Origin of the sequence: Variovorax sp. CF079 (genome assembly GCF_900101545.1) — a bacterium.
Taxonomy (GTDB): domain Bacteria; phylum Pseudomonadota; class Gammaproteobacteria; order Burkholderiales; family Burkholderiaceae_C; genus Variovorax.
Genome location: NZ_FMZU01000001.1, coordinates 274,701 through 298,351, shown reverse-complemented (window position 1 = coordinate 298,351; position 23,651 = coordinate 274,701). Strand labels below are relative to the sequence as shown.

The 23,651-nt window shown below is 68.6% G+C and carries 23 protein-coding genes; 18 read left to right on the top strand and 5 right to left on the bottom strand.

What is annotated here, in order from left to right:
• The first annotated feature begins 5 nt into the window (after positions 1–5).
• From nirD to BLS74_RS01545, 9 genes are all read left to right on the top strand, one after another.
• Positions 6–386: a nitrite reductase small subunit NirD gene (gene nirD, locus BLS74_RS01585; protein ID WP_093102398.1), complete on the top strand. Its 381-nt coding sequence runs from the start codon at positions 6–8 to the stop codon at positions 384–386.
• 9 nt (positions 387–395) lie between these two features.
• The gene (locus BLS74_RS01580) at positions 396–3,197 is read left to right on the top strand and encodes a nitrate reductase (RefSeq protein ID WP_093102397.1); all 2,802 of its coding nucleotides are present in this window, start codon (positions 396–398) and stop codon (positions 3,195–3,197) included.
• Positions 3,198–3,283: 86 nt separating this feature from the next.
• Positions 3,284–4,198 (top strand): DNA-binding protein YbiB, encoded by a 915-nt coding sequence (gene ybiB / locus BLS74_RS01575; RefSeq protein WP_093102395.1) that lies wholly within the window; start codon positions 3,284–3,286, stop codon positions 4,196–4,198.
• Positions 4,195–4,983, top strand: a complete 789-nt coding sequence (cobA, locus tag BLS74_RS01570; protein WP_093102394.1) for a uroporphyrinogen-III C-methyltransferase — start codon at positions 4,195–4,197, stop codon at positions 4,981–4,983. Before ybiB ends, cobA begins: the two co-directional genes overlap by 4 nt.
• Before the next feature lie 79 nt (positions 4,984–5,062).
• Positions 5,063–6,193: a sterol desaturase family protein gene (locus BLS74_RS01565; RefSeq protein WP_093102392.1), complete on the top strand. Its 1,131-nt coding sequence runs from the start codon at positions 5,063–5,065 to the stop codon at positions 6,191–6,193.
• Between the two features lie 59 nt (positions 6,194–6,252).
• Positions 6,253–7,455, top strand: a complete 1,203-nt coding sequence (locus BLS74_RS01560; RefSeq protein ID WP_093102391.1) for a BaiN/RdsA family NAD(P)/FAD-dependent oxidoreductase — start codon at positions 6,253–6,255, stop codon at positions 7,453–7,455.
• A gap of 112 nt (positions 7,456–7,567) precedes the next feature.
• Positions 7,568–7,780 (top strand): 30S ribosomal protein S21, encoded by a 213-nt coding sequence (gene rpsU / locus BLS74_RS01555; RefSeq protein WP_007833691.1) that lies wholly within the window; start codon positions 7,568–7,570, stop codon positions 7,778–7,780.
• Between the two features lie 98 nt (positions 7,781–7,878).
• Positions 7,879–8,343, top strand: coding sequence for a GatB/YqeY domain-containing protein (locus BLS74_RS01550; RefSeq protein WP_093102389.1), 465 nt, complete (start codon positions 7,879–7,881; stop codon positions 8,341–8,343).
• 2 nt (positions 8,344–8,345) lie between these two features.
• Positions 8,346–8,810: an NUDIX domain-containing protein gene (locus BLS74_RS01545; RefSeq protein WP_093102388.1), complete on the top strand. Its 465-nt coding sequence runs from the start codon at positions 8,346–8,348 to the stop codon at positions 8,808–8,810.
• Here the strand turns inward: BLS74_RS01545 and pmbA are convergent.
• The gene (gene pmbA, locus BLS74_RS01540; protein ID WP_093102386.1) at positions 8,807–10,177 is read right to left on the bottom strand and encodes a metalloprotease PmbA; all 1,371 of its coding nucleotides are present in this window, start codon (positions 10,175–10,177) and stop codon (positions 8,807–8,809) included. The genes BLS74_RS01545 and pmbA overlap by 4 nt on opposite strands.
• A gap of 58 nt (positions 10,178–10,235) precedes the next feature.
• Here pmbA and yjgA point away from each other — a divergent pair, with 58 nt between their 5' ends.
• Positions 10,236–10,892 (top strand): ribosome biogenesis factor YjgA, encoded by a 657-nt coding sequence (gene yjgA / locus BLS74_RS01535; RefSeq protein ID WP_093102385.1) that lies wholly within the window; start codon positions 10,236–10,238, stop codon positions 10,890–10,892.
• A complete protein-coding gene (gene mog, locus BLS74_RS01530) occupies positions 10,889–11,485 on the top strand; it encodes a molybdopterin adenylyltransferase (RefSeq protein WP_093102383.1) in 597 nt (198 codons plus the stop codon). The genes yjgA and mog overlap by 4 nt, the downstream gene beginning before the upstream one ends.
• A gap of 595 nt (positions 11,486–12,080) precedes the next feature.
• Here the strand turns inward: mog and cysE are convergent.
• Together cysE and BLS74_RS01520 are read right to left on the bottom strand one after the other, a co-directional pair.
• On the bottom strand, positions 12,081–12,854 hold the full coding sequence (gene cysE / locus BLS74_RS01525) for a serine O-acetyltransferase (protein WP_093102382.1): 774 nt from the start codon (positions 12,852–12,854) through the stop codon (positions 12,081–12,083).
• Between the two features lie 35 nt (positions 12,855–12,889).
• Positions 12,890–13,642 carry an RNA methyltransferase gene (locus tag BLS74_RS01520; RefSeq protein WP_093102380.1) on the bottom strand — a complete coding sequence of 251 codons (753 nt, stop codon included), beginning with the start codon at positions 13,640–13,642 and terminating at the stop codon, positions 12,890–12,892.
• Positions 13,643–13,730: 88 nt separating this feature from the next.
• On the opposite strand from BLS74_RS01520, the gene BLS74_RS01515 reads away from it, so the two are divergent.
• Genes BLS74_RS01515 through BLS74_RS01505 form a run of 3 tightly spaced genes read left to right on the top strand, consistent with a single transcriptional unit; the run spans position 13,731 to position 18,054 of the window.
• Entirely contained in the window at positions 13,731–14,756 is a 1,026-nt protein-coding gene (locus tag BLS74_RS01515) for an inositol monophosphatase family protein (RefSeq protein WP_093102379.1), read from the top strand.
• Complete coding sequence (locus tag BLS74_RS01510; protein WP_093102377.1) at positions 14,756–16,990, top strand: FUSC family protein; 2,235 nt, start codon at positions 14,756–14,758, stop codon at positions 16,988–16,990. The genes BLS74_RS01515 and BLS74_RS01510 overlap by 1 nt, the downstream gene beginning before the upstream one ends.
• A complete protein-coding gene (locus BLS74_RS01505; RefSeq protein ID WP_093102376.1) occupies positions 16,990–18,054 on the top strand; it encodes a mechanosensitive ion channel family protein in 1,065 nt (354 codons plus the stop codon). Before BLS74_RS01510 ends, BLS74_RS01505 begins: the two co-directional genes overlap by 1 nt.
• Here the strand turns inward: BLS74_RS01505 and BLS74_RS01500 are convergent.
• Positions 18,051–18,542: a MarR family winged helix-turn-helix transcriptional regulator gene (locus tag BLS74_RS01500; protein WP_093102374.1), complete on the bottom strand. Its 492-nt coding sequence runs from the start codon at positions 18,540–18,542 to the stop codon at positions 18,051–18,053. The two genes, BLS74_RS01505 and BLS74_RS01500, sit on opposite strands and share 4 nt — an antisense overlap.
• Positions 18,543–18,633: 91 nt before the next feature.
• On the opposite strand from BLS74_RS01500, the gene BLS74_RS01495 reads away from it, so the two are divergent.
• The 3 genes from BLS74_RS01495 to BLS74_RS01485 are packed head-to-tail and all read left to right on the top strand — an operon-like array spanning position 18,634 to position 21,926.
• On the top strand, positions 18,634–19,620 hold the full coding sequence (locus tag BLS74_RS01495) for a Bug family tripartite tricarboxylate transporter substrate binding protein (protein ID WP_093102373.1): 987 nt from the start codon (positions 18,634–18,636) through the stop codon (positions 19,618–19,620).
• Between the two features lie 15 nt (positions 19,621–19,635).
• Positions 19,636–20,601, top strand: coding sequence for a Bug family tripartite tricarboxylate transporter substrate binding protein (locus tag BLS74_RS01490; protein WP_093102371.1), 966 nt, complete (start codon positions 19,636–19,638; stop codon positions 20,599–20,601).
• 8 nt (positions 20,602–20,609) lie between these two features.
• Positions 20,610–21,926, top strand: a complete 1,317-nt coding sequence (locus BLS74_RS01485) for a sulfatase family protein (protein WP_093102370.1) — start codon at positions 20,610–20,612, stop codon at positions 21,924–21,926.
• Here BLS74_RS01485 and BLS74_RS01480 read toward each other — a convergent pair whose 3' ends face one another.
• Positions 21,927–22,886: an AraC family transcriptional regulator gene (locus BLS74_RS01480; RefSeq protein WP_093102368.1), complete on the bottom strand. Its 960-nt coding sequence runs from the start codon at positions 22,884–22,886 to the stop codon at positions 21,927–21,929.
• 75 nt (positions 22,887–22,961) lie between these two features.
• Here BLS74_RS01480 and BLS74_RS01475 point away from each other — a divergent pair, with 75 nt between their 5' ends.
• Complete coding sequence (locus BLS74_RS01475; RefSeq protein ID WP_093102367.1) at positions 22,962–23,516, top strand: PadR family transcriptional regulator; 555 nt, start codon at positions 22,962–22,964, stop codon at positions 23,514–23,516.
• Positions 23,517–23,651: the final 135 nt, after the last annotated feature.

Here is a 23,651-nt window from a genome sequence, read left to right as displayed (position 1 = left end):
CCCCCATGAGTGAATGGAAAGTCATCTGCCGCATCGACGACATCCCCGTGCTCGGCGCGCGACGCGTTGCACGACCTGCGGGCGTGGACGTGGCGGTATTCCGCAATGCCGAGAACCAGGTCTTCGCCTTGCTCGACCGCTGCCCGCACAAGGGCGGCCCGCTGAGCCAGGGCATCGTGTTCGGCACCAGCGTGGCCTGCCCGCTGCACAACTGGGCGATCGGGCTCGACGACGGCTGCGCGAAATCGCCGGATGAAGGATGCACGCCGCGCTTCGCGGTGAAGGTCGCGGACGGTGTGGTCCATCTGGATGCAGGCGAACTCGCGACGCATGCCACCGATCTCGAGCGCCCCGTCGCGGGACCGAAGCGCTCCGTCGCAGCCTGAAGGCATGCCATGAACGAAACACGCTCCACCTGCCCGTACTGCGGTGTCGGCTGCGGCGTGATCATCGAATCCGATGGCGCGCAGATCACCGGCGTGCGCGGCGACCCGGAGCACCCGGCCAACTTCGGCCGCCTGTGCACCAAGGGCTCGACGCTGCACCTGACCGCCAGCGCGGCGGTCACGCGGCAGACGCGGCTGTTGCAGCCGATGCGGCGTGCCGAGCGCGGTGTGGCGCCCGAGGCCGTCGGCTGGGACACTGCGCTCGACACGGCCGCCGACAAGTTCGCCCAGGTCGTGCGCGAGCACGGCCCGAACGCCGTCGGTTTCTACGTCTCGGGCCAGTTGCTCACCGAGGACTACTACGTCTTCAACAAGCTGGCCAAGGGCCTGATCGGCACCAACAACATCGACACCAATTCGCGCCTGTGCATGAGCAGCGCGGTGGCCGGCTACAAGAAAACGCTGGGCGCCGACGCGCCGCCGGCCTGCTACGACGACCTGAAGCACGCCGAGTGCCTGTTCATCGCCGGCAGCAACACCGCCTGGGCCCATCCGATCCTGTTCCGCCGCATCGAGGATGCGAAGGCGGCCAACCCGGCGATGAAGATCGTCGTGGCCGATCCGCGCCGCACCGACACCTGCGAGATCGCCGACCTGCACCTGGCCATCCAGCCGGGCACCGACGTGATGCTCTTCAACGGCATGCTGCACCTGATACTGTGGGAAGGCTGGACCGATGCGCGCTACATCGCCGCCCACACCAGCGGCTTCGAGGCGCTCAAGGCCACCGTGCGCGACTGCACGCCCGATCGCGTGGCGCAGGTCTGCGGCATCTCCAAGGACGACCTGCTGCAGGCCGCGCGCCTGTTCGCCACCTCGGCCGCGACGCTGAGCCTCTACTGCCAGGGCCTCAACCAATCGTCGTCGGGCACCGCCAAGAATGCGGCACTGATCAATCTGCACCTCGCGACCGCGCAGATCGGCAGGCCCGGCGCCGGCCCCTTCTCGCTGACCGGGCAGCCCAACGCGATGGGCGGCCGCGAGGTGGGCGGCCTGGCCAACCTGCTGTCGGCGCACCGCGACCTCGCCAACCCGCAGCATCGTGCCGAGGTCGCCGCTCTCTGGGGCGTGCCTTCGGTGCCGGAGAAGCCCGGCAAGACCGCAGTCGAGATGTTCCAGGCCGCCGCCGACGGCGAGATCCGCGCGCTCTGGATCGCCTGCACCAACCCCGCGCAGTCAATGCCCGACCAGGCCACCGTGCGCCGCGCGCTCGAACGCTGCGAATTCGTGGTCGTGCAGGAAGCCTTCTCGACCACCGCCACCTGCGACTTCGCCGACCTGCTGCTGCCGGCCACCACCTGGGGCGAGAAGAACGGCACCGTCACCAACAGCGAGCGCTGCGTCTCGCGGGTGCGGCCGGCCGTCGCGGCACCGGGCGAGACGCGCGACGACTGGGCCATCGCGATGGATTTCGCGCGCCGGCTCGAAACACGGCTGGCGCGTGCGAACACGCTGTTCCCCTATGCGAGTGCGGAAGCCGTGTGGAACGAGCACCGCGAATCCACGCGCGGCCGCGATCTCGACATCACCGGCATGAGCTACGCGATGCTCGAGGCCGCGCCGCAGCAGTGGCCGCTGCGCGAAGGCGAGACCACCGGCCGTGCGCGCCTCTACGAAGACGGCGTGTTCGCCACGCCCGACGGCCGCGCGCGCTTTGCCGACGTCGCCTACAAGCCGGTGGCCGAAGCCCGCGAGGCGCGCTTTCCGTTCTCGCTCAACACCGGCCGCCTGCGCGACCAGTGGCACGGCATGAGCCGCACCGGCACGCTGGGCCGCCTGTTCGGCCACGCAGCGGAGCCGACGGTGCAGATGCATGCGCAGGACATGGCGCGCCGCCAGTTGAAGGAGGGCGACCTGGTGCACGTCACCTCGCGGCGCGGCTCGATCGTGCTGCCCGTCGCGGCCAGCGCCGAGGTGGGGATGAGCCAGGCGTTCATCGCCATGCACTGGGGCGGCGAATATCTCAGCGGCCGCTCCAGCACCGGCGAGCCATTGGCCGGCGTCAATGCGCTCACGACGCCGGCCTTCTGCCCCGATTCGAAGCAGCCCGAACTCAAGCACGCGGCCGTCAAGATCCTCAAGGCCGAACTGCCCTGGTCCTTGCTGGCGGTGGCCTGGCTGCCGCGGGACGCGTCCCTGGACATCCGCGAGGCTCTGCGCGCACTGATGCCGTCCTTCCCCTTTGCCAGCTGCGTACCGTTCGGCACCGGCGGCGCCCTGGAGGGCAGCGGGCCGGAGCGCACCGGCATCCTCTTTCGCGCTGCCGCCTACGACGCGCCCTCCAACGATGTGCTCGCCCGCATCGAGGGACTGCTGGGGCTCGGCGGCGCCGACACCTTGCGCTATGCCGATGCCAAGCACGGGCAGCGGCGCGCTGCGCGGCTGGTGCGCGACGGCCAGGACGCACACCTCGAAGGCTTCCTGCTGGCCGGCGACACGCGTGCGGAGGCCTGGATCAAGACCTTGCTGCAGGACCAGTTGCCCGCACAGGCCTATGGCCGCCAGCTGCTCAAGCCCGGCGCCGCCGCCCCGGCCGGCGTGGCGGCGCGCGGCAAGGTCATCTGCAGCTGCTTCGGCGTGACGCAGACCGCCATCGGCGAGCACCTGGCGGCCGCTTCGGGTTCCGAAGGCGATCGCCTAGCCACATTGCAGGGCGCGCTGAAATGCGGCACCAATTGCGGCTCCTGCCTGCCCGAGCTCAAGCGCATGGTGCGCGCGAGCGCGGCACCGGCCCTGGCCGAGCAATCATGAGCGCATGGACGGCTTCCCTTCCTGCCTTCCAGGGCATAAGCGCAGCCGTATTGCGGCATAAGCCTTGCGGGACAATGGGCCTACCCATGGGAATCAGCCACTACATCAAGGAAATCGGCCGCGGCGCGCGCGGCGCGCGGCCGCTCAACCGCGAGCAGGCCGCGGACCTCTTCGGCCAGGTGCTCGACGGCACCGTGACCGACCTGGAAACCGGCGCCTTCTGCCTGGCCATGCGCATCAAGGGCGAGACGCCGGATGAGATGGCCGGCTTTCTCGATGCCACCCATGCGCGCCTGGCGCGCTTTCCCGCCACCGGCCGGCCGCTGGTGGTGCTGCCCAGCTACAACGGCGCGCGCCGGCTGCCGGTGCTCACGCCCTTGCTCGCGCTGCTGCTGGCCCGCGAAGGCCTGCCGGTGCTGGTGCATGGCGCGGCCACCGAATCGACCCGGGTGCTGGCCTCCAACGTGCTCGCGGCCCTCGACGTGCAGCCGCTCGCGTCCATCCGGCCCATCGCGAACGGAGAGGCGGTCTTCGCACCGACCGAGCTGCTCAGCCCCGGCCTCAAGCGCCTGCTCGACGTGCGCCGCGTGGTCGGCCTGCGCAACCCCGGCCACAGCGTGGTCAAGCTGATGCAACCGACGCAAGGCGCCTGCGTGGTGGTCGGCAGCTACACGCATCCCGCCTACGCCGAGTCCATGGCAGCGACCTTCGAGCTGCTGGGCATGACCGCCCTGCTCTCGCGCGGACTCGAGGGCGAGAGCGTGGCCGACCCGCGCCGCACCGCGCAGGTCGACGGCTTCGTGCGCGGCCGGCGCGTCGCACTGCAGACCCAGGAGCCCGGCACGCAAGCCGAGGTGCCCGGGCTGCCCAAAGAAATCGACATCGAGACCACGGCCGACTACACGCGGCGCGTGCTGGCCGGCCAGGCGCCGGTGCCGGACGCGATCGCGCAGCAGGTCGAGCATGTCCTGCAGTTGGCCCAACAGGTGGAGCACCCATGAGCACCCTTTCCCATCACGGCAGCTGCACCCTGGTCGGCGCCGGCCCCGGCGATCCCGAACTGCTCACGATCAAGGCCGTCAAGGCGATCCAGGCGGCCACCGTGCTCCTGGTCGACGACCTGGTCAGCGAGGAGATCCTGGCCTACGCGCGGCCCGGCGCACGCATCGTCCATGTCGGCAAGCGCGGCGGCTGCAGGAGCACGCCGCAGGCCTTCATCGAGCGGCTCATGATCACCGCGGTGCGCGAGGGCGAGACCGTGGTGCGCCTCAAGGGCGGCGACCCCTTCATCTTCGGCCGCGGCGGCGAGGAGGTGGAGCACCTGCGCGAAGAAGGCATCGAGGTGCGGGTGATCAACGGCATCACGGCTGGCCTCGCCGCCGTCACCGCGCTGGGCGTGCCGCTCACGCACCGCGACCACGCGCAGGGCGTGGTGTTCGTCACCGGCCACGCCAAGACGGGTCATGCGGCCGACCAGCATCCGACCGACTGGCGGCAGTTGGCCGCCACTGCGCGCGACGCGCGGCTCACGCTGGTGATCTACATGGGCGTCACGGGCGTGGCCCATATCCAGAACGAGCTGCTGCACGGCCTGGCGGGCGACACGCCGGTGGCCGTGATCCAGCATGCGAGCCTGCCGCAGCAGCGCCACATCGCGACCACGCTCGCGCGCCTGCCTTTCGACCTGGCGGCAGCCGGGCTCGGCAGCCCATCCGTGATCGTGGTCGGCGACGTGCTGCGCGGCCTGGCCGCGGCGGGCCTGCCGGCGACGCGCTTCGGCACCTGAATCGGCCGTTCGGCCTGTCGGCACGTTCCGGCGCCACCCCTAGAATCCTCCAGCCCTCGAACACGGGCGGGAGATCAGGATGCTGGAGCTCGAAAAACTCAATGAATTCACCGAAAGCCATGGCGAGCTGCAACGCGGCAAGGGCCTGGTCACCGGCACCATCGCGCTCTCGCTAGGCATCCTGTGCTTCCTGGGCGTGCTCGTCTTCCACTTCCCGCAGTACCTCAGCACGCCCGAGCTGCGCCGCAGCTACAACGTCGACGTGATGCGCATCGTGCTGCTCGTTGCGATGGTGATTTCCGGCGGCCTCTCGCTGGTGAACATCATCTTCAACCGCTCGCGCTGGCTCTCCTCCTTCGCCTTCCTGCTGGTGGCCGCGGCGGCGCTGCTCGGCGGCCACAAGGTGCCGGTCAACGACTTCGCCGACAACACGCCCTACATCGGGCTCGACTGGTTCATCCTCGACCTGCTGGGCTCTTCGCTGATCTTCATCTTCATCGAGAAACTGTTCGCGCACCGCAAGGACCAGCCGGTGTTCCGCGCCGAGTGGCAGACGGACTTTCACCACTTCGTCGTCAACCACATGATCGTGGGCTTCGTGCTGCTGGCGACCAACCTGCTGGTGCACAAGCTCTTCGGCTGGGCCGCCAACGACGGCGTGCGCGGCTGGATCGCGGGGCTGCCCTTCTGGGCCGGCGTGCTGCTGATCATCCTGGTGGCCGACCTGGTGCAGTACTGGACGCACCGCGCCTACCACGAGGTGCCGCTCCTGTGGCGCCTGCATGCGGTGCACCACAGCGTCAAGAGCATGGACTGGATGGCCGGCTCGCGCCAGCACATCCTCGAGTTGCTGATCACGCGCACGCTGGTGCTGGCGCCGATCTACGTGCTGGGCTTCAGCAAGGAAGTGATCGACGCCTACATCGTGGTGGTCGGCTTCCAGGCGGTCTTCAACCACTGCAACGTGAGCGTGCGCCTCGGGCCGCTGCGCTACCTCATCGTCACGCCCAACTTCCATCACTGGCACCACAGCCAGGACGACGAGGCGATCGACAAGAACTACGCCGCGCACTACGCCTTTCTCGACTATCTCTTCGGCACGGCCGTCAAGAGCACCAGGCTCTGGCCAGAGCGCTACGGCGTGGTCGGCGACTACGTGCCCAACGGCTTCTTCAAGCAGTTGAAGTTCCCGTTCGTGTGGAAAGGATGAGCCCCGCCCGGCCGCCCGAAGGGGCTCGCACCGCAGCGCGCAGCGCGGAGGTTTGCTGAATGCCCGCGTTCGACGCGGTGGTCGTCGGCGCGGGTGCCGCCGGTCTCTTCTGCGCCGGACTGGCGGGCCAGCGCGGCCTGAAGGTGCTGCTCATCGACCACGGCGAGCGCATCGCCGAAAAGATCCGCATCTCGGGCGGCGGACGCGCCAACTTCACCAACCGCGACTTGGACGTGCGCGCGCCGCAGCGCCATTTCATCGGCGACAACCCGCATTTCTGCCGCTCGGCGCTGTCGCGCTACACGCCGCAGCAGTTCATCGAACTGGTGCAGCGCCACGGCATCGCTTTCCACGAAAAACACAAGGGCCAGCTCTTCTGCGACGGCAGCTCGCAACAGATCATCGACATGCTGCTGGCCGAGTGCGCGGCCGGCGGCGTCGCGCATTGGCAGCCCTGCAGTGTCGGCGAGATCGCGTTCTCGGATGGAGGGGGCTATCGGATCGAGACCAGCCGAGGCAGCGTCCAGACGTCCAAGCTGGTGATTGCGACGGGCGGCCTTTCCATTCCCCAGATCGGCGCCAGCGATTTCGGCTACCGGCTCGCCGCGCAGTTCGGTCTGCGCGTGGTCGCGCCGCGTCCCGCTCTGGTGCCCCTGACCTTCGGCGGCGAGGCCTGGTCGCCCTACGCCGAGCTGGCCGGCTTGGCGCTGCCGGTGCAGATCGAAACCGGCGCCAAGAAAGATCGCACAGTTTTCCTCGAAGACCTGCTCTTCACCCATCGCGGCCTCTCGGGCCCGGCGGTGCTGCAGATTTCGAGCTACTGGCAACCGGGCGCCCCGCTCACCATCGATTTCGCGCCGGGGGTGGACGTGCGCGCCTCGCTCGGCGAGGCCAAGCAACGCTCGCGCAAGCGCATCGGCAACGAACTGGCCGGCTTGGTGCCCGCGCGGCTGGCGGACGCCTGGGTCGGGCAGGACGCAGCGCTGCAGCGTCCGATCAACGAAGCGGCCGACCGGGCGCTCGCCGCGCTGGCCGAGCGCATCGCACGCTGGCAGATCACCCCCAGCGGCACCGAGGGCTACAAGAAGGCCGAGGTCACGGCCGGCGGCGTCGACACCCGCGAGCTGTCTTCGCAAACCATGGAATCCAAGCAGCGCGGCCTGTATTTCATCGGCGAAGTGGTCGACGTGACCGGCTGGCTCGGCGGTTACAACTTCCAGTGGGCCTGGGCCAGCGCCCATGCCTGCGCTCACGCGCTATAATGTCGGGCTAACTTTGGCCTCCCCTCAACGGCCTACCCCATTTTTCAGTTGAGGAACCCCGGCCCGGGGCCCGATCTTCCCCAGGCCAAATTCAACAAAGACCGATTTTTAAATGACCACCATCCGCGTTAAAGAAAACGAGCCCTTCGACGTCGCGCTGCGCCGCTTCAAGCGCACCATCGAAAAGCTCGGCTTGCTGACCGACCTGCGCGCCCGCGAGTTCTACGAGAAGCCGACCGCCGAGCGCAAGCGCAAGAAGGCCGCAGCGGTCAAGCGCCACTACAAGCGCGTGCGCAGCATGCAGCTTCCCAAGAAGCTGTACTGAGCATCCGCCGCGCTGGCGCCGAAGCCAGCGTCCGGTTCAGAGCCGCGCCAGGGATACCTGCCGCGGCTTTTGTTTTTAGCCTGTCAAGAAAGCCTGCCATGAGTCTCAAGGACCAGATCACCGAAGACATGAAGACCGCGATGCGCGCCAAGGACTCGGAGCGCCTGGGCACCATCCGCCTGCTGCTCGCCGCCCTCAAGCAGAAGGAAGTCGACGAGCGCATCGAGCTCGACGATGCGATGGTCGTGGCCATCGTCGACAAGCTGGTCAAGCAGCGCAAGGACTCGGTCGCCGCCTTCACCCAGGGCGGCCGCACCGACCTGGCCGACAAGGAAGCCGCCGAGATCAAGGTGCTGGAGGTGTACCTGCCCCAACGCATGGGCGCGGACGAGATCGCGGCCGAGGTCCGGGCCATCGTGGCCGAACTCGGCGAAGAACTTGGTCGCAAAGCGGGCCCCGGCGACATGGGCAAGGTGATGGGCGCGGTCAAGACCCGCCTGGCCGGCAAAGCCGACATGGGCCAGGTCAGTGCTGCCGTGAAGGCCGCGCTCTCGGGCGGCTGAGGATGACGGCACGCACCGCGATCCACAAGGCCTGCGCCTGCGTGGTGGACGACCGCGGCCGCCTGCTGGTCTTCCACCATCCTGGCGACAAGAGCATGCAGTTGCCCAAGGGCACGGTGGAGCCCGGAGAAGCGCCTGAAGACGCCGTGCGGCGAGAGCTGCTGGAAGAGTCGGGCATCGACTACCGCGGCGAACTGCAGCCGCTGGGCACGCTGGACCGCGAATGCGAGGCCGGCATCGAAGGCAACGTGCACCGGCATGCCCAGCTCTGGCACCTGTTCCTGATGCGCGCACCATCGCCGCTGCCCGAGACCTTCGACCACGTGGCCATGGGCAGTCCGGAAGAAGACGGGCTCGTTTTCAGCTTCAACTGGTTGGCGCCCGATGCGCCTCTGGACGGCTTCACCACGCCCTACCTCAACGCCATCGCCAGGGTGCGCGAGGCGCTGCTCGCAGACGCGGCTTAGCTTCCGGCGACCTTCATCCGGTTCACCAGGATCGAACCGGTGGTCTTCGCACCGTAGTTGTAGGCATCGGCACCGATCGCCTCGATGCCGAGCAGCATGCTCTTCAAGTTGCCGGCAATCGTGATCTCCTGCACCGGAAAGGTGATCTTGCCCTTCTCGACCCAGAAGCCGCTGGCGCCGCGCGAGTAGTCGCCCGTCACGTAGTTGACGCCCTGCCCCATGAGCTCGATCACGAACAGACCGGTGCCGAGCTTGGCGAGCATGGCATCGAGATCGTCGCCCTTCTTCGTCAGCCGCGAGCTCAGAGTGAGGTTGTGCGAACCACCGGCATTGCCGGTGGTCTTCATGCCCAGCTTGCGCGCCGAGTAGGTGCTCAGGAAATAGCCCTCGAGCCGGCCGCCGTCGACCACCTTGCGCTTGCGCGTGGTCACGCCCTCGTCGTCGAAGGGCGAGCTGCCCTTGCCGCGCAGGATGTGCGGATCTTCGAGCACGTCGATGTGCTTGGCCAGCACCTGCTTGCCGAGCGAGTCGAGCAGGAAGCTGCTCTTGCGGTAGAGCGCACCGCCGCTGGTGGCCTGCACCAGGCCGCCCAGCAACCCGGCCGCCATCGGCGACTCGAAAAGCACCGGGCATTCAGTGGTCTTGATCTTGCGCGACTTGAGGCGGCTCAGCGCGCGTTCAGCCGCATAGCGCCCGACGGCCGCCGGGCTCGCGAGCTCCTCGGCCGAGCGCATCGAGCTGTACCAGGCGTCGCGCTGCATATCGTCGCCTTTGCCGGCGATCGGCGCTACCGAGATCGAGTGCCGCGAGCTCGCATAGCCGCCGCGAAAGCCGCGCGTATGGGCGCTGAAGAAATGGCTTTGCTGCGCCGAGACGCCTGCGCCTTCGCTGTTGGTGATGCGCTTGTCCGTCGACAGTGCTGCGGCCTCGCATTCGAGCGCCAGCGCAGCGGCCTGCTCGCTGCTGATGTTCCAGGGATGGAACAGGTCGAGATCGGGCTGGTCGGTGACGATGTCCGCTTCGTCGGGCAGGCCGCTGACCGGATCCTCGGCCGTGAAGCGCGCGATGTCGTAGGCCGCCTGCACCGTCTGCGCGACGGCGGCCTCGGAGAAGTCGGAAGTGCTGGCATTGCCGCGCCGATGGCCCACATAGACCGTGACGCCGAGCGACTTGTCGCGGTTGCGCTCGACGTTCTCGAGTTCGCCCTTGCGCACCGAGACGCTGAGGCCACAGCCCTCGGACGCCTCCGCGCCGGCGTCGGTGGCGCCGAGCTTCTTGGCATGCGCCAGGGCCGAATCGACCAGGTTTTCGAAAAAGGGGCGGGTGTAGGCGAAGCCGGAATCGGCGCGCGATGAAGATGTGCTCATGTGTTGGCTATGATACTTGCGCCCCCTGTTCCCGATGGTGCGGCCAACGATTGCCTCTATGTCCCGCAAACCCAAAAAAGGCTACTTCGTCCGCGGCCAGTTCGTGGCCGAAGGCAGCGAACTCGATCTGGAGCTCAAGCGCGAGCTCAAGGGCACCGACGCAGCAAGCAGAACCGATCTCAAGCGCGAAAGCACCGAACTGCAGGCGCTGGGCGAAGCCCTGCTCACGTTGCGCGCCGGCCTGCTCGACAAACTCGATCTCGGCGAGAAGCTGAAGGACGCGATCGAAGAAGCCAAGCGCATCACCAATTTCGAAGGCAAGCGGCGCCAGATGCAGTTCATCGGCAAGCTGATGCGCGGCCTCGATGCGGCGACACTCGACGCCGTGCGCAGCGCACTCGACGAGCAGAACCGCGGCCCGGCCCAGGAGACCGCGATCCTGCACGACGCCGAACGCTGGCGCGACCGCCTGATTGCCGACGACGACGCGCTCGGCGGCTGGATCGAAACCCATCCCGGCACCGACGCCCAGCAGCTGCGTGCGCTGGTGCGCCAGGCGCGCAAGGACATCAAGGCCGGACCGCCCGGCGAGGCGCCGCGCCAGGGCAAGGCCTACCGCGAGGTGTTCCAGATCGTGCGCGTGCAGCTGGGCGTGCATGGCACCGACGACCATGCGGCCGAGGCCTCGGAACAGTCGCGCGAGGAGGACGCATGAGCGAAGTCGGCACATTCGACCCGGTGCGCATCGGCATCGTCTCGATCAGCGACCGCGCCTCCAGCGGCGTCTACGAGGACAAGGGCCTGCCCGCGCTGCAGGAATGGCTGCAGCGCGCGCTGCGCAACCCGATCCGCTTCGAGCCGCGACTGATTCCCGACGAGCAGGCGGGCATCAGCGCGGCGCTGATCGAGCTGGTGGACGCCGGCTGTTCGCTGGTGCTGACGACCGGCGGCACCGGGCCGGCCCTGCGCGACGTGACGCCGGAAGCGACGCTCGCCGTGGCGCACAGGGAAATGCCCGGCTTCGGCGAGCAGATGCGGCAGATCAGCCTGCGCTTCGTGCCAACGGCGATTCTTTCCCGCCAGGTGGCGGTCGTCCGCGATCGCAGCCTGATCATCAATCTGCCGGGGCAGCCGAAGGCGATCGCGGAGACGCTCGAAGGATTGAAGGACGCCCAGGGCGCGCAGGTGGTGCCGGGAATCTTTGCCGCGGTGCCCTATTGCATCGACCTGATCGGCGGGCCTTATCTGGAAACCGACGAATCGGTGTGCAAGGCGTTCCGGCCGAAGTCGGCGATCCGGTCGCGTTGAATCACCTTCTTTGCTCCCTCCCCCTGGGGGAGGGTTGGGGTGGGGCGTTGGGCCTTTGATTCGGTTGCATGCTTTGTTGGGCGCCGGAGCCGGGTCTCGCCCCGGCGGGCGAGTCACTTTCTTTGTCTTGCCAAAGAAAGTAACCAAGGAAAGGCGACCCCACTGTCTGCGACCCCGCAGCGAAGCTGCGGGGCAACCTGCGGTGCTCGCTTTTCGCGGGGTCGCGCTCGAACTCGCTTCGCTCAGACCATCGCGAGCCCTGATCCGCGAAAAGCTGCGCTCCTCGGCGCAGCCAGAGGGGAGTAGCTCGGGCTCTGGGCGTGCCGAGGAGCGCAGCTTCAGGCGGAAGAAGGGCCGCGCGTGTTTGAGCGAAGCGAGTTTGCGCGGACCCCGCCTGAAGCGAGCACCGCAGGTTGCCCGGAACGAGGTGGAGGGACACGCACAGTGGGGTCGCCTTTTCTTTGCTTACTTTCTTTGGCGAGACAAAGAAAGTGACTCGCCCGCCGGGGCGAACTCCCGGCTCCCATGCAACCGAATCAAAGGCCCAACGCCCCACCCTCACCCCAACCCTCTCCCAGAGGGAGAGTGAGCAAGTTCACTTCCCCACCAGCTGCGTCAGGCGCTCCGCCTCGAAGCACTCTTCCCGCGCCGCATCGCCCGGCACGCAATCCTTCTTTCCGGGCTGCGCGGACAAGGCCTCGATCGCCTGCCACAGCAGCGCGATCTGGTGATCCTGGCCCGACGCGTTGTCGATCAGCCCCTTCATGGCCTGCGACAACGGGTCGTCTTCCATCGTGATCCCGTAGGCCGTGAACTTCCTGTCGGCGGTCGTGACGTCGGCACTGGTGCCCGCCTTCGACGGAATGATGCGCGCCGGAATGCCCACTGCCGTGGCGCCCGCGGGCACCGGCTTGATCACGACGGCGTTGCTTCCGATCTTGGCGCCGTCGCCGACCACGAAGCCGCCGAGCACCTTGGCCCCGGCACTGACCACCACGTCCTTGCCCAGCGTCGGATGCCGCTTGGCGCCCTTGTAGAGCGAGGTGCCGCCGAGCGTCACGCCCTGGTAGATCGTGCAGCCGTCGCCGATCTCGGCGGTCTCACCGACCACCACGCCCATCGCATGATCGAAGAACACGCGGTCGCCGACGATCGCGCCCGGATGGATCTCGATGCCGGTGAACCATCGCGAGCATTGCGAGATGAAGCGCCCGATCCACTTCAGGCCATGGCCCCAGCACCAGTGCGCAAGGCGGTGCAGCACCACGGCATGCAGGCCCGGATAGAGGGTCAACACTTCCCAGCGCGTCCGGGCGGCCGGATCGCGGTCGAGGATGCACTGGATGTCGGAGCGCAGGCGCGAGAACATGGATGTTCTTGTTATGGCTATATGGGCCGCGCAGTCTAAGGGCTCGGGTCATCGCGCACGCGCGATGGGGTTTTCTGTGACGCATCCGCCATCGCCTTGGCGATGCCGCGCAGGATGTGAATCTCCTCCGGCGTCGGCTGCGCGCGGTTGAAGAGCTGCTGCAGCCGCGGCATCAGCTTCTTGGGCGCCTCGGGGTCCAGAAAGCCGATCTGCACCAGCGAGCGCTCCCAGTGTTCGAGCATGCCGGCCACGGCCTGCGCATCGGCCGCCTGGACCGGTGCGGTGGCATCCCGCACCGCGTAGCCGCCCAGCGCGAGCCGCCATTCGTAGGCAATCACCTGGATCGCCGCGCCGAGGTTCAGCGAGCCGAAGCTCGGATCGGTCGGAATGCTGAGCGCGACATGGCAGCGGTAGACATCCTCGTTGCGCATGCCGAAACGCTCCGAGCCGAACAGGAAGGCCACGTGCTGCCCCTCATCCTTGGCGAGCGGCTCCAGGTGCTCGCGCGGCGTGCGCGTGGGCGGGCCGAAGTCGCGCGGCACCATCGCGGTCGCGCACAGGTGGGTGACACCGTCGAGCGCCTCGTCCAGCGTCTCGACGATGCGCGCATTGGCCAGCACGTCCAGCGCCCCGCTCGCGCGCTGGATGGTCTCCTCGCGCCGCAACACATTGGCCCAGCGCGGCGCGACCAGCACGAGATCGCCGAAGCCCATGGTCTTCATGGCGCGCGCGGCAGCACCGACGTTGCCGGCGTGGCTGGTCTGGATCAGGATGAATCGGGTGCGCATGTAAAATCCCCCGATTCTCGCCGCCCGCATCGCCGGGCCGCATTCCAGGGCGCGTTCCGGCGCCGCCCGCCGTTCTTCCCACAATCCAATGTCGTCCCCCAACCTGCACCCCATGCTCAACGTGGCCGTCAAGGCCGCCCGCGCCGCCGGCGCCATCATCAACCGCGCCGCGCTCGATGTCGAAGCGGTGCGCATTTCGCAGAAGCAGGTCAACGACTTCGTCACCGAAGTCGACCACGCGAGCGAGCGAGCGATCATCGAGACGCTGCTCGGCGCCTACCCGGGGCACGGCATCCTGGCCGAGGAATCGGGCACCGAGCACGGCGCCAAGGATTCCGACTACGTCTGGATCATCGATCCGCTGGACGGCACCACGAACTTCATCCACGGCTTCCCGGTCTACTGCGTCTCGATCGCGCTCGCGATCAAGGGCAAGGTCGAGCAGGCCGTCATCTACGACCCCAGCCGCAACGACCTCTTCACGGCCACCAGGGGCCGCGGCGCCTTCATGAACGACCGCCGCCTGCGCGTGAGCAAGCGCACGCGGCTCAACGAGTGCCTGATCTCGACCGGCTTCCCCTTCCGCACCGGCGACAACTTCAAGCAGTACCTGGCCATCATGGCCGACCTGATGCCGCGCGCCGCCGGCCTGCGCCGCCCCGGCGCGGCCGCGCTCGACCTGGCCTACGTGGCGGCCGGCTTCACCGATGCCTTCTTCGAAACCGGCCTCAACATCTGGGACGTGGCGGCCGGCTCGCTGATCGTCACCGAAGCGGGCGGCCTGATCGGCAATTTCACCGGCGAGCCCGACTTCCTCGAGCAGCGCGAGTGCCTTGCCGGCGCCCCGCGGATCTATGGCCAGCTGGTGCCGATCCTGGGCAAGTACTCGAAGTTCGCCAGCGTCGACGACAAGCTGCGCGCCAGCGACCGCGTGCGCGCCGTCGATCCCTCGGCCCACCCGGGCGACGTCTACGCGCGCAGCACCGTCGTCGGTGCGCAGACCGATGCCGAGGCACCGGCCGACACGGCAGCCGCGCCGGCGCCGCGCAAGCTCACGCGCCTGCGCCGCGAGTCGCCTGTCGGGCCCGCCCTGGACGACGACGACGCCAAGTGATGCGGGCGCAACGCGCCACCGCGGACCGGGGCCGCGCCGCGCTGCGCGTGGCGCTCTCGCATTACGTCGCGAACGGCCTGTCGGTCGCCTTCGGGCTGCTGCTGATCTCCGGCGGCGTGCATCTGGTGCTGGGCACCCTGGCCGCCTCGGCGGCTGCCGTCGGCGTGATCGTCACCGCCCCGCCCGACCTGCCCGGCCCGCGCCGCGGCAAGTTCTGGCAGATGCTGCCGTCGCCGCTGATCGGGCTGCCGCTGTTCTTTTTCGTGCAGCTGCTGCACTCGGCGCCGCTGCGCCTCGGCCTGCTGCTGGTGCCGGCGACCTTCCTGGCCTTCGTCGCCATGGCCTGGGGCAAGCGCGGCATTCCGATCGCGATTGCGGTCATGTTCTCGATGATCTTCTCGATGGCCACGCCCGCGCCCACGGGCATGACCGAAGCGCTCGAACGCACGCTGCACTTCGGCATCGGGGCCGGCCTCTACGTGATCTACGCGGTGCTCTCCAACCATGCGCTCAACGGCCGCTACCGCGTGCAGGCGATGGCCGACGTGCTGCTTTCGCTGGCCGCGCTGATGCGCACCGAGGCCCGGCAGTTCACGCCCAGGGACGATTCCGGCGACGTGCGCGAAGTGCCGGCCTCGCTGCTCGGCCAGCTGCTGCGCGAGCAGGCCGCGCTGGCCGACCAACTGCAGGCGACGCGCGACATCGTGCTCGAATCGCCGCGCACGCCGCGCCGGCAGCGGCTGGCCGGCATGCTGGTGCTGGTGCTCGAGCTGCGCGACCTGCTGCTGGCCAGCGAACTCGACCTCGACGCGCTCAAGGCGCATCCCGGCCATGCCGCGGCGCTCTGCGAGATGCAGCGCGTGCTCGACGAGCTGGCCGACGAGACTGAAGCGCTGGCCGATACGCTGCTGCTGGGCCGCGAGCCTGCCGCGGTGCCCGATCGCCGTCCCGAGCTGGCGGCCATCCACCTCGACGACGAAGACGCGCCGCCGCCCGCCGGCCAGATCGGGCCGACGCCCGCGATGCTTGCGCGCGGCCTGGCCAGCCGCATCGGCCACATCAACGACGAAGTGCTGCGCCTGGTGGCCATGGCGCGCGGCGATGTCGAGCCCGACCTCACGGTGGTGCGGGCCAACTGGCAGATGTTCGTGAGTCCCACCGAGTGGTCGCTGCGCCCCTTTCTCACGCTGTGGCGCTGGGATGCGCCGCCGCTGCGCCATGCGATCCGCGCCGCGCTCGCCATTGCCACCGGCTACGCGATCGCGGTGATGCTGCCCTGGGGTTCACACGACTACTGGATCCTCTTGACCATCGTGGTGGTGCTGCGCGGCAGCCTGTCGCAAACGCTGGAGCGGCGCAACAGCCGCGTGGCCGGCACGTTGCTGGGCTGCGTGCTCGCGGTGGCCTTGCTGTCCGCGCATCCCTCGCCGCTGGGCATGCTGGCCGCGGTGACGGTGGCGCAGGCGATTGCGCACGGCTTCGCGGTGCGGCGCTACCTGGTCACCTCCGTGGCCGCCACCGTGCTCGGCCTGCTCCAGGCCCACATGCTGAACGTCGGCATGAGCCCGACCTTCGCGCTCTTCGAGCGCGTGGCCGACACGCTGATCGGCGCCGCGCTGGCCTGGGCCTTCTGCTACGTGCTGCCCTCGTGGGAGCGCAGCCAGATTCCGGCGCTGGTGGCGCGAACGCTCACGGCGCAGGCGCGCCATGCCCGGCTGGCGCTGGGCCTCGGCCAGCTGCGCTCGGTGGTCACCAGCCCCGAACTCGAATGGCGGCTCGCGCGCCGCGAGGCCTACGACAGCCTCTCGGCGCTGGTGCAAGCCACGCAGCGCTCGCTGTCGGAACCGCGCGCAGTGCAGCCGCCGCTCGAGCCGCTCGAGCACCTGCAGGCGCACAGCTACCAGTTGCTGGCGCAGCTGAGTGCGGTCAAGTCGATGCTGGTGCTCAGGCGCGACCGGCTCACGCCAGCCGAGATCGAAGGGCCGCTCGCGCGCACCGCCGAGCGCATCGAGGCCGCCATCGGCAGCGCGCCCACGACCGGACCGGTGATGCCGGAGAGCGCCTCCGCCACCACGCTGGCCGGGCCGATCCCGCTGCCCGATCCCTTCGACAACGACGTCAGCCCCTGGCTGCTGCGCCGGCTCGACCTGGCGACTGGCATCGCCGCGCAGTTGCGCGACGATGCGGCACGCATCCTGCAACCCCTGGACGAGAACCTCCCCAAGGCTGCCTGATGAACAAGGAAATGCTGCTCGCCCATGCGTGGTTCGGCCCCTGCCTGGCCGCCCTGATCGTCGTGCCGCTCGCGCTGCTGGTCCACCGCCTCGGCGGCATCGTGCTCAAGCGCGTGACCCGTTCCACGCCCGCGCTGTTCGCGATGCTGATCGGCATCGAGAATGCCGCGCGCGTCGTGCTGCCGCTGGCGGCGCTCCAGATGGTGTGGCAGGCTGCGCCCGACGACCTGCGCTTCATCGGAAGCGTCCGGCACCTGAACGGGCTGCTGCTGATTGCCGCGGTCACCTGGCTCACCGTCAGGGCCGTCAACAGCTTCGCCGAGGGCGTGCTGGCCCAGCATCCCCATGACGTGACCGACAACCTGCAGGCGCGCCGCGTGCTCACGCAGACACGCGTGCTCGCGCGCACCGCCAATTCGGTGCTGCTGGTGGCCGGCGGCGCGATGATGCTGATGACCATTCCGGGCGCACGCCAGGTCGGCGCCAGCCTGCTGGCCTCGGCGGGCGTGATCGGCATCGTGGCGGGCCTGGCCGCCAAGCCCGTGTTCAGCAACCTCATCGCGGGCCTGCAGATCGCGCTGGCGCAGCCGATCCGCATGGACGACGTGCTGGTGGTCGAAGGCGAATGGGGCCGCGTCGAGGAGATCACCGGCACCTTCGTCGTGCTCAGGATCTGGGACGACCGGCGCATGATCCTGCCGCTCAGCTACTTCATCGAGAAGCCGTTCCAGAACTGGACCCGCCACGACGCGCAGCTGCTCGGCTCGGTCTTCATCCATGCCGATTACGGCATGCCGCTCGCGCCGCTGCGCGAGGAGGCGGAGCGCATCGTGAAGGCAGCGCCCGAATGGGACGGCCGCTTCTTCAACCTGCGCGTGACCGATGCCACCGAGCGCAGCATGCAGATCCGCGTGCTCTGCACCGCGGCGTCTTCGTCGCTGGCCTTCGACTTGCGCTGCACGGTGCGCGAAGGGCTTATCGACTTCATGCAGCGCGAGTACCCGCAGTTCCTGCCCAGGCTGCGTATCGAGGACACGGCCCCGCCGCAAGCCGCGCCCGCCTAGGGACCGCGCCGCCCGCGGTCGGCCTTGGGCAGCACCGCGTCGGCGGCCATCGCTTCGGCCTGCGCCTGCAGACGCGACAGCGACGCGTCGAGCTGCGCGGCGGCGCGCTCGTCGAGCACCGACATGAGCTGCGCATTGATCGCCGACACGAGCGGAAAGAGTTCGGCATAGAGCACGCTGCCCTTGTCCGTGAGGCGCAGCAGCACATGACGCCTGTCGCCGCCCGGCTGGGTGCGCAAGACCAGCCCCTTCGCCACCAGCGAGCCCACTGCCTTCGAGGTGCGCGCACGGTCCAGCTGCGCATGCTCTGCGAGCTGCGAGGAGCCCAGCGCGCCGCGGCTGGCCAGCGTCGCGATCAGGCGCCACTCGCGCCGCGTGATGCCGAAGCGGCCTTCGCACAGGCGGATGACCATGCCGCCGGCCACCGACAGCAGGCGGCTGAGCCGGTACAGCAGCAGGTCGTCCAGCGGTCTGAGCGCTTCGGCCATCGGGTTTTTCCGCAGAACAGTTGATTTGATCAATCGATTGTCGAGCCTCTAGAGTCGTGCGGCGCCACGGCACACCCAGGAGACGACAACCATGCCCTTTGCTTCGATCGACCGCCGCCAGGCCCTTGCCGCGCTCGGCGGCCTCGCGCTCGCGCCACTGGCCGGCGCCCAAGCTGCCTTCAGCCCCGGCCAGCCGATCAAGGTGCTGATCGGCGTGCCCGCCGGCGGCACGCAGGACGTGCTGACGCGGGCGATCGCGCACGAGGTGCGCGACTCGCTCGGGCCGCTGGTGGTCGACAACCGCTCCGGCGCGGCCGGCCGCATCGCGGTCGAGGCCGTGAAGACCGCGCCACCCGACGGCCGCACCCTGCTGCTCGGCACCGCCAGCATGATGACCATGTTCCCGAGCGCCTACCGCAATCTCTCCTACGACCCGATCAAGGAGTTCGTGCCGATCATCAATGCAGCGCGCTTCGAGTTGGCGCTGGTGGTCCACAAGGAGGTGCCCGCCAACACGCTGCCGGAGTTCATCGCCTGGGCCAAGAGCCAGGGCGACAAGCTGAGCTTCGCCTCCTACGGCGCCGGCACACCCTCGCACTTTCTCGGCGAGATGCTCAACCGCGCGGCCGGCCTGAAGATGGTCCACGTCGCCTACCGCGGCTCGACGCCGGCGCGTCAGGACGTGATGGGCGGCACCGTGCCGGTTTACTTCGACACCGTGGGCGGCGCGCTCCAGCTGCAGACCACCGGCCGCGTGAAGGTGCTGGCCACCAGCGGCGACAAGCGCTCGCCGCTGATGCCCAGCCTGCCGACCTTCGCCGAGGCCGGCTACAAGGACGTGGTCGCAGCTGCCTGGTTCGCCTACTACGCGCCGCGCAACACGCCGCAGCCCATCGTCGACAAGCTGCGGGCCGAATTCACCCGCGCCGTCAATGCGCGCGAAGTGCGCCAGCAGCTGCTGCAGAACGGCATGTACCCCGTGGGCGACGATGCCGTGGCCTTGCTGAAGACCATGCGCGAGGACACGGCGCGCTGGGGCGGCATCATGCGAGCCGTGAACTTCCAAGCCAACGACTGAACGGGAACCCTCTCCATGCTGAAACACATTCTTCGCCGGCTCACCGGCACCCTCGCTCTGGCCGCCATCGCCTGCGCCGCCGCGGCCCAGCCGCTGGACAGCCCGCTGCGCATCGTGGTGGGCTACGCGCCCGGCGGCGCGACCGACCGCGTGGCGCGCATCGTCGGTGACAAGCTGCAGGCCAAGCTCGGCGTGCCGGTCGTGGTCGACAACAAGCCCGGCGCGGGCGGCCGCCTCGCGGCCCAGCAAGTCAAGGCCACGCCCGCCGCGCAGAACGTGCTGATGCTGGCCAACCCGGCCGTGATGGTCGTGGCGCCGCTGGTCTTCAAGGACAACGGCTATGACGCCGAACGCGACTTCGTGCCGGTCTCGCACGTCAACGACTACGAATTCGCGCTGTCGGTGGCGACTGCCGTGCCGGTGCGCGAGTTGCCGCACCTGCTGGCCTGGATGCGGGCCAATCCCGAGAAGGCCAACGTCGGTGTGCCCGCCACCGGCAGCCTGCCGCACTTCTTCGGGCTCATGGTGGGCGAGAAGGCCAAGGTGCCGACGCAAGTGATCGGCTACCGCGGCTCCAGCCCGCTCTTGACCGACCTGATCGGCGGGCAGGTGCCGATCGCCGTCGACACGCTGGACGTGGTCATCCCGCAGCACCAGGCCGGCAAGATCCGCATCCTCGCGATGTCGGGCGCGAAGCGCTCGCCCTTCGCGCCCGAGGTGCCCACCTTCAAGGAGGCCGGGCTCGACCTGGTCGCCACCGGCTGGAACACCTTCTTCGCGCCCGCGACCATGCCGCGCGAGAAGGTCGCACGCCTGTCGCAGGCCATCCGCGAGGTCATGCAGGACCCGGACACCGTGCGCCGCTTCAAGGATTCGCTGATGACGCCGGTGGCCAGCACGCAGGAGCAGACGGCGGCCATGCTCAAGGCCTACCGCGCCCAGTGGGCGCCCGTGGTCCAGAAGTCCGGCTACCAACCCTGAACTTTTTCATGCAACGTCCCAACATCATCTTCATCGTCGCCGACGACCTCGGTTTTGCCGACCTCGGCTGCTACGGCGGCCGCGATGCCGACTTCGGGCCCGTGTCGCCGGTGCTCGACCGGCTGGCCGCGAACGGCATCCGCTTCACGCAGGGCTACGCGAACTCGCCGGTGTGCTCGCCCACGCGCTTCGCGCTGATGACGGCGCGCTACCAGTACCGCCTTCGCGGCGCGGCCGAGGAGCCGATCAACAGCAAGAGCCGCGGCAGCGCCACGCTGGGCCTGCCGCCGGAGCATCCCACCCTGCCCTCGCTGCTGCGCGAAGCGGGCTACCGCACGGCCCTCATCGGCAAATGGCACCTGGGCTTTGCGCCGGCCTTCGGTCCGCTGCGTTCGGGTTATGAAGAATTCTTCGGCCCGATGTCGGGCGGCGTCGACTACTTCACGCATTGCGATTCGAGCGGCCGGCACGACCTCTGGTCGGGCGAGGAAGATCAAAAGGAAGAGGGCTACCTCACCGACCTGCTCTCGCGGCGCGCGGTCGACTACGTTGCGCGCATGGCGAACAAGGATGCACCCTTCTTCCTGAGCCTGCATTACACCGCGCCGCACTGGCCTTGGGAAACGCGCGAGGACGCGGCCAAGGCGCCCACAGTGAAGAACAACCTGTTCGACCTGGCCGGCGGCAACATCCACACCTACCGCCGCATGATCCACCACATGGACGAAGGCATCGGCTGGATCTTGGCGGCGCTCGAGAAACACGGCATCGCCAGCGACACGCTGGTCGTGTTCACCAGCGACAACGGGGGCGAACGCTTCTCCGACAACTGGCCGCTGGTCGGCGGCAAGATGGACCTGACCGAAGGCGGCATCCGGGTGCCGTGGATCGCGCATTGGCCGGCGCTCATCCGCGCCGGCGCCGAGAGCGCCCAGCATTGCATGACGATGGACTGGTCCGCCACGATGCTCGACGCGGCAGGCGCCAAGGCCGACCCGAGCTACCCGCTCGACGGCGTGTCGCTCCTGCCCGTGCTGCGCGACGCGACGACGAGCTTCCGCCGCCCGCTGCACTGGCGCATGAACCACCGCAATCAGCGCGCCCTGCGCGACGGCGACTGGAAGTACCTGCAGGTCGACGGCAACGAGTACCTGTTCAACATCCCGGCCGACGAACGCGAACGCGCCAACCAGGCGCCGCGCGAGCCCGAACGGCTGGCCGCGATGCGCGAAGCCTGGCAGGCCTGGAACGCCGGCATGCCCCCCATCCCTCATGACGCGACCGTGAGCCTCGGCTACTCGGTCAAGGACATGCCGCAGCGCTAGTCAGAGCGGCCGCACCGGCATGCACAGCGTGCAGTTGAACGCCCCCGTCTTCTCGTCCATCTCGAAGTCGCGGCCGTAGATTTCGATCGGCGCGCCGTCGGCGGGCTGGTAACCGCTGTCCGGCAGCCAGTCGCACAGATTCATCCAGGCCGTATGGATCTCGGTCGACGGACCGGTGAATTCGGTGCAGGCATAGCGCCCGCCACCAACCGTCTGCACGCCGATCTCGCCCTCGGGCCGAAAGCCCTCGCCGACCTCGACGCAGGCGTCGTAGCGGCATTTCGCCGGCGGCGTGACATCGGGGTTGTCGTGGCTGACGCCGTACATCGTGCGCCGCGGTTCCATCAGGCCGTGCTCGCCGCACCAGGCAGCGAAGCGCTGCCAGGTGCGCGTGATCCCCGAGTCGCCATACGGGCCGACGTGCCGCATGTAGGCCACGCGGACCTCCGGCAGGGTCTTGAGTTCGATCTTCATTTCGCTGTCTCCTGAACGAGAAACAGGCCCCTTGGGCCAGGAACGTTCATCGTGTCGGAAAGCCTCGGCCACGGCTTGATGCGCCTTGCGGTCGGCTTGATGAATCTTGCCGAGTTCGATGCGGTGGCGTTCGGCCCACGAACGGTAGGCGCCGCGCCGCCAGTCCGTGGGGGTGACGCCGAAGTGAGCATTGAAGGCCCGCGTGAACACCGCCGCCGAGCCGAAGCCGACGTCGAGCGCAATCGCCAGCACCGGCTCGGGCGGCAGGCCCAGCAGCCGGGCCGCCGCCACCTCCAGCCGGCGCCGCCGCACGCAATCGGCCAGCGTCTCGCCGGCCATGGCCTGGAATACGCGATGGAAATGCCAGGAAGAAAAGTGCGCGACGCCAGCCAGCGTCGCGAGATCGAGCGTGTCGGCCAGGTGCGCGTCGATGTGGTCGATCACGCGGTTGATGCGTGCGACATAGGTGTGGCGCGGGCTGGTCATCGGTCCCAAGCCTTGACTAAGATAATATTTAGATATATCTTTATTGAATCAGATAACGACATCGAGCCCATTCCAATGCGATCTTTCAAGCACTTTCTGCACGGCCATCCCCGCGGCGACCATGGCGACGGCTTGGCCGGCGGGCGTGGCGGCGGTGGCAGTGGCCGCATCTTCGGCCACGGCGGCCTGCGTTTCGTTCTGCTGCAGCTCATCGCCGACAAGCCCAGCCACGGCTACGAGTTGATCAAGTCCATCGAGGACCGCCTGGGCGGCCGTTACAGCCCCAGCCCCGGCATCGTCTACCCCACGCTCACCCTCCTCGAGGAAACGGGCTGCGTGAGCGTCGACCTCGCCGACGCCGGCGGCCGCAAGCGCTACAGCATCACCGAGGCCGGCCGCGAATTCCTTGCCGCCAACCGCGAGATCACCGACGAGATGATGGCGCGCATGAAAGGCGGCGTCGACGGCGCAGGCCCGCGCCACGGCCGGCCGCCGCAGGTGGTGCGCGCCATCGAGAACCTCAAGCTCGCGATGCGCATGCGCCTCGCGCGCGAACCCCTCACCGAACAACAAGCCCACGAATTCGCCGCGGTGCTCGACAGCGCCGCTCAACAACTTGAAAGGATTTGAGTTCACCCCCAGGCTTGGCGCACTTCGTGTCGCTACGCCAACCCCCTCGCCGGGGGCAACACCAGCGGCCCGGCGAAGCCGGTTCCGCGGTGTTCCCCGAACGGGCCTGGCTTCACCGGCCAACAACTGAAATCG

Bases quoted from the DNA above. Each gene is read 5' to 3' on its own strand.
- nirD (WP_093102398.1), top strand. From the start codon at position 6: ATGAGTGAATGGAAAGTCATCTGCCGCATCGACGACATCCCCGTGCTC.
- BLS74_RS01580 (WP_093102397.1), top strand. From the start codon at position 396: ATGAACGAAACACGCTCCACCTGCCCGTACTGCGGTGTCGGCTGCGGC.
- ybiB (WP_093102395.1), top strand. From the start codon at position 3,284: ATGGGAATCAGCCACTACATCAAGGAAATCGGCCGCGGCGCGCGCGGC.
- cobA (WP_093102394.1), top strand. From the start codon at position 4,195: ATGAGCACCCTTTCCCATCACGGCAGCTGCACCCTGGTCGGCGCCGGC.
- BLS74_RS01565 (WP_093102392.1), top strand. From the start codon at position 5,063: ATGCTGGAGCTCGAAAAACTCAATGAATTCACCGAAAGCCATGGCGAG.
- BLS74_RS01560 (WP_093102391.1), top strand. From the start codon at position 6,253: ATGCCCGCGTTCGACGCGGTGGTCGTCGGCGCGGGTGCCGCCGGTCTC.
- rpsU (WP_007833691.1), top strand. From the start codon at position 7,568: ATGACCACCATCCGCGTTAAAGAAAACGAGCCCTTCGACGTCGCGCTG.
- BLS74_RS01550 (WP_093102389.1), top strand. From the start codon at position 7,879: ATGAGTCTCAAGGACCAGATCACCGAAGACATGAAGACCGCGATGCGC.
- BLS74_RS01545 (WP_093102388.1), top strand. From the start codon at position 8,346: ATGACGGCACGCACCGCGATCCACAAGGCCTGCGCCTGCGTGGTGGAC.
- pmbA (WP_093102386.1), bottom strand. From the start codon at position 10,177: ATGAGCACATCTTCATCGCGCGCCGATTCCGGCTTCGCCTACACCCGC.
- yjgA (WP_093102385.1), top strand. From the start codon at position 10,236: ATGTCCCGCAAACCCAAAAAAGGCTACTTCGTCCGCGGCCAGTTCGTG.
- mog (WP_093102383.1), top strand. From the start codon at position 10,889: ATGAGCGAAGTCGGCACATTCGACCCGGTGCGCATCGGCATCGTCTCG.
- cysE (WP_093102382.1), bottom strand. From the start codon at position 12,854: ATGTTCTCGCGCCTGCGCTCCGACATCCAGTGCATCCTCGACCGCGAT.
- BLS74_RS01520 (WP_093102380.1), bottom strand. From the start codon at position 13,642: ATGCGCACCCGATTCATCCTGATCCAGACCAGCCACGCCGGCAACGTC.
- BLS74_RS01515 (WP_093102379.1), top strand. From the start codon at position 13,731: ATGTCGTCCCCCAACCTGCACCCCATGCTCAACGTGGCCGTCAAGGCC.
- BLS74_RS01510 (WP_093102377.1), top strand. From the start codon at position 14,756: ATGCGGGCGCAACGCGCCACCGCGGACCGGGGCCGCGCCGCGCTGCGC.
- BLS74_RS01505 (WP_093102376.1), top strand. From the start codon at position 16,990: ATGAACAAGGAAATGCTGCTCGCCCATGCGTGGTTCGGCCCCTGCCTG.
- BLS74_RS01500 (WP_093102374.1), bottom strand. From the start codon at position 18,542: ATGGCCGAAGCGCTCAGACCGCTGGACGACCTGCTGCTGTACCGGCTC.
- BLS74_RS01495 (WP_093102373.1), top strand. From the start codon at position 18,634: ATGCCCTTTGCTTCGATCGACCGCCGCCAGGCCCTTGCCGCGCTCGGC.
- BLS74_RS01490 (WP_093102371.1), top strand. From the start codon at position 19,636: ATGCTGAAACACATTCTTCGCCGGCTCACCGGCACCCTCGCTCTGGCC.
- BLS74_RS01485 (WP_093102370.1), top strand. From the start codon at position 20,610: ATGCAACGTCCCAACATCATCTTCATCGTCGCCGACGACCTCGGTTTT.
- BLS74_RS01480 (WP_093102368.1), bottom strand. From the start codon at position 22,886: ATGACCAGCCCGCGCCACACCTATGTCGCACGCATCAACCGCGTGATC.
- BLS74_RS01475 (WP_093102367.1), top strand. From the start codon at position 22,962: ATGCGATCTTTCAAGCACTTTCTGCACGGCCATCCCCGCGGCGACCAT.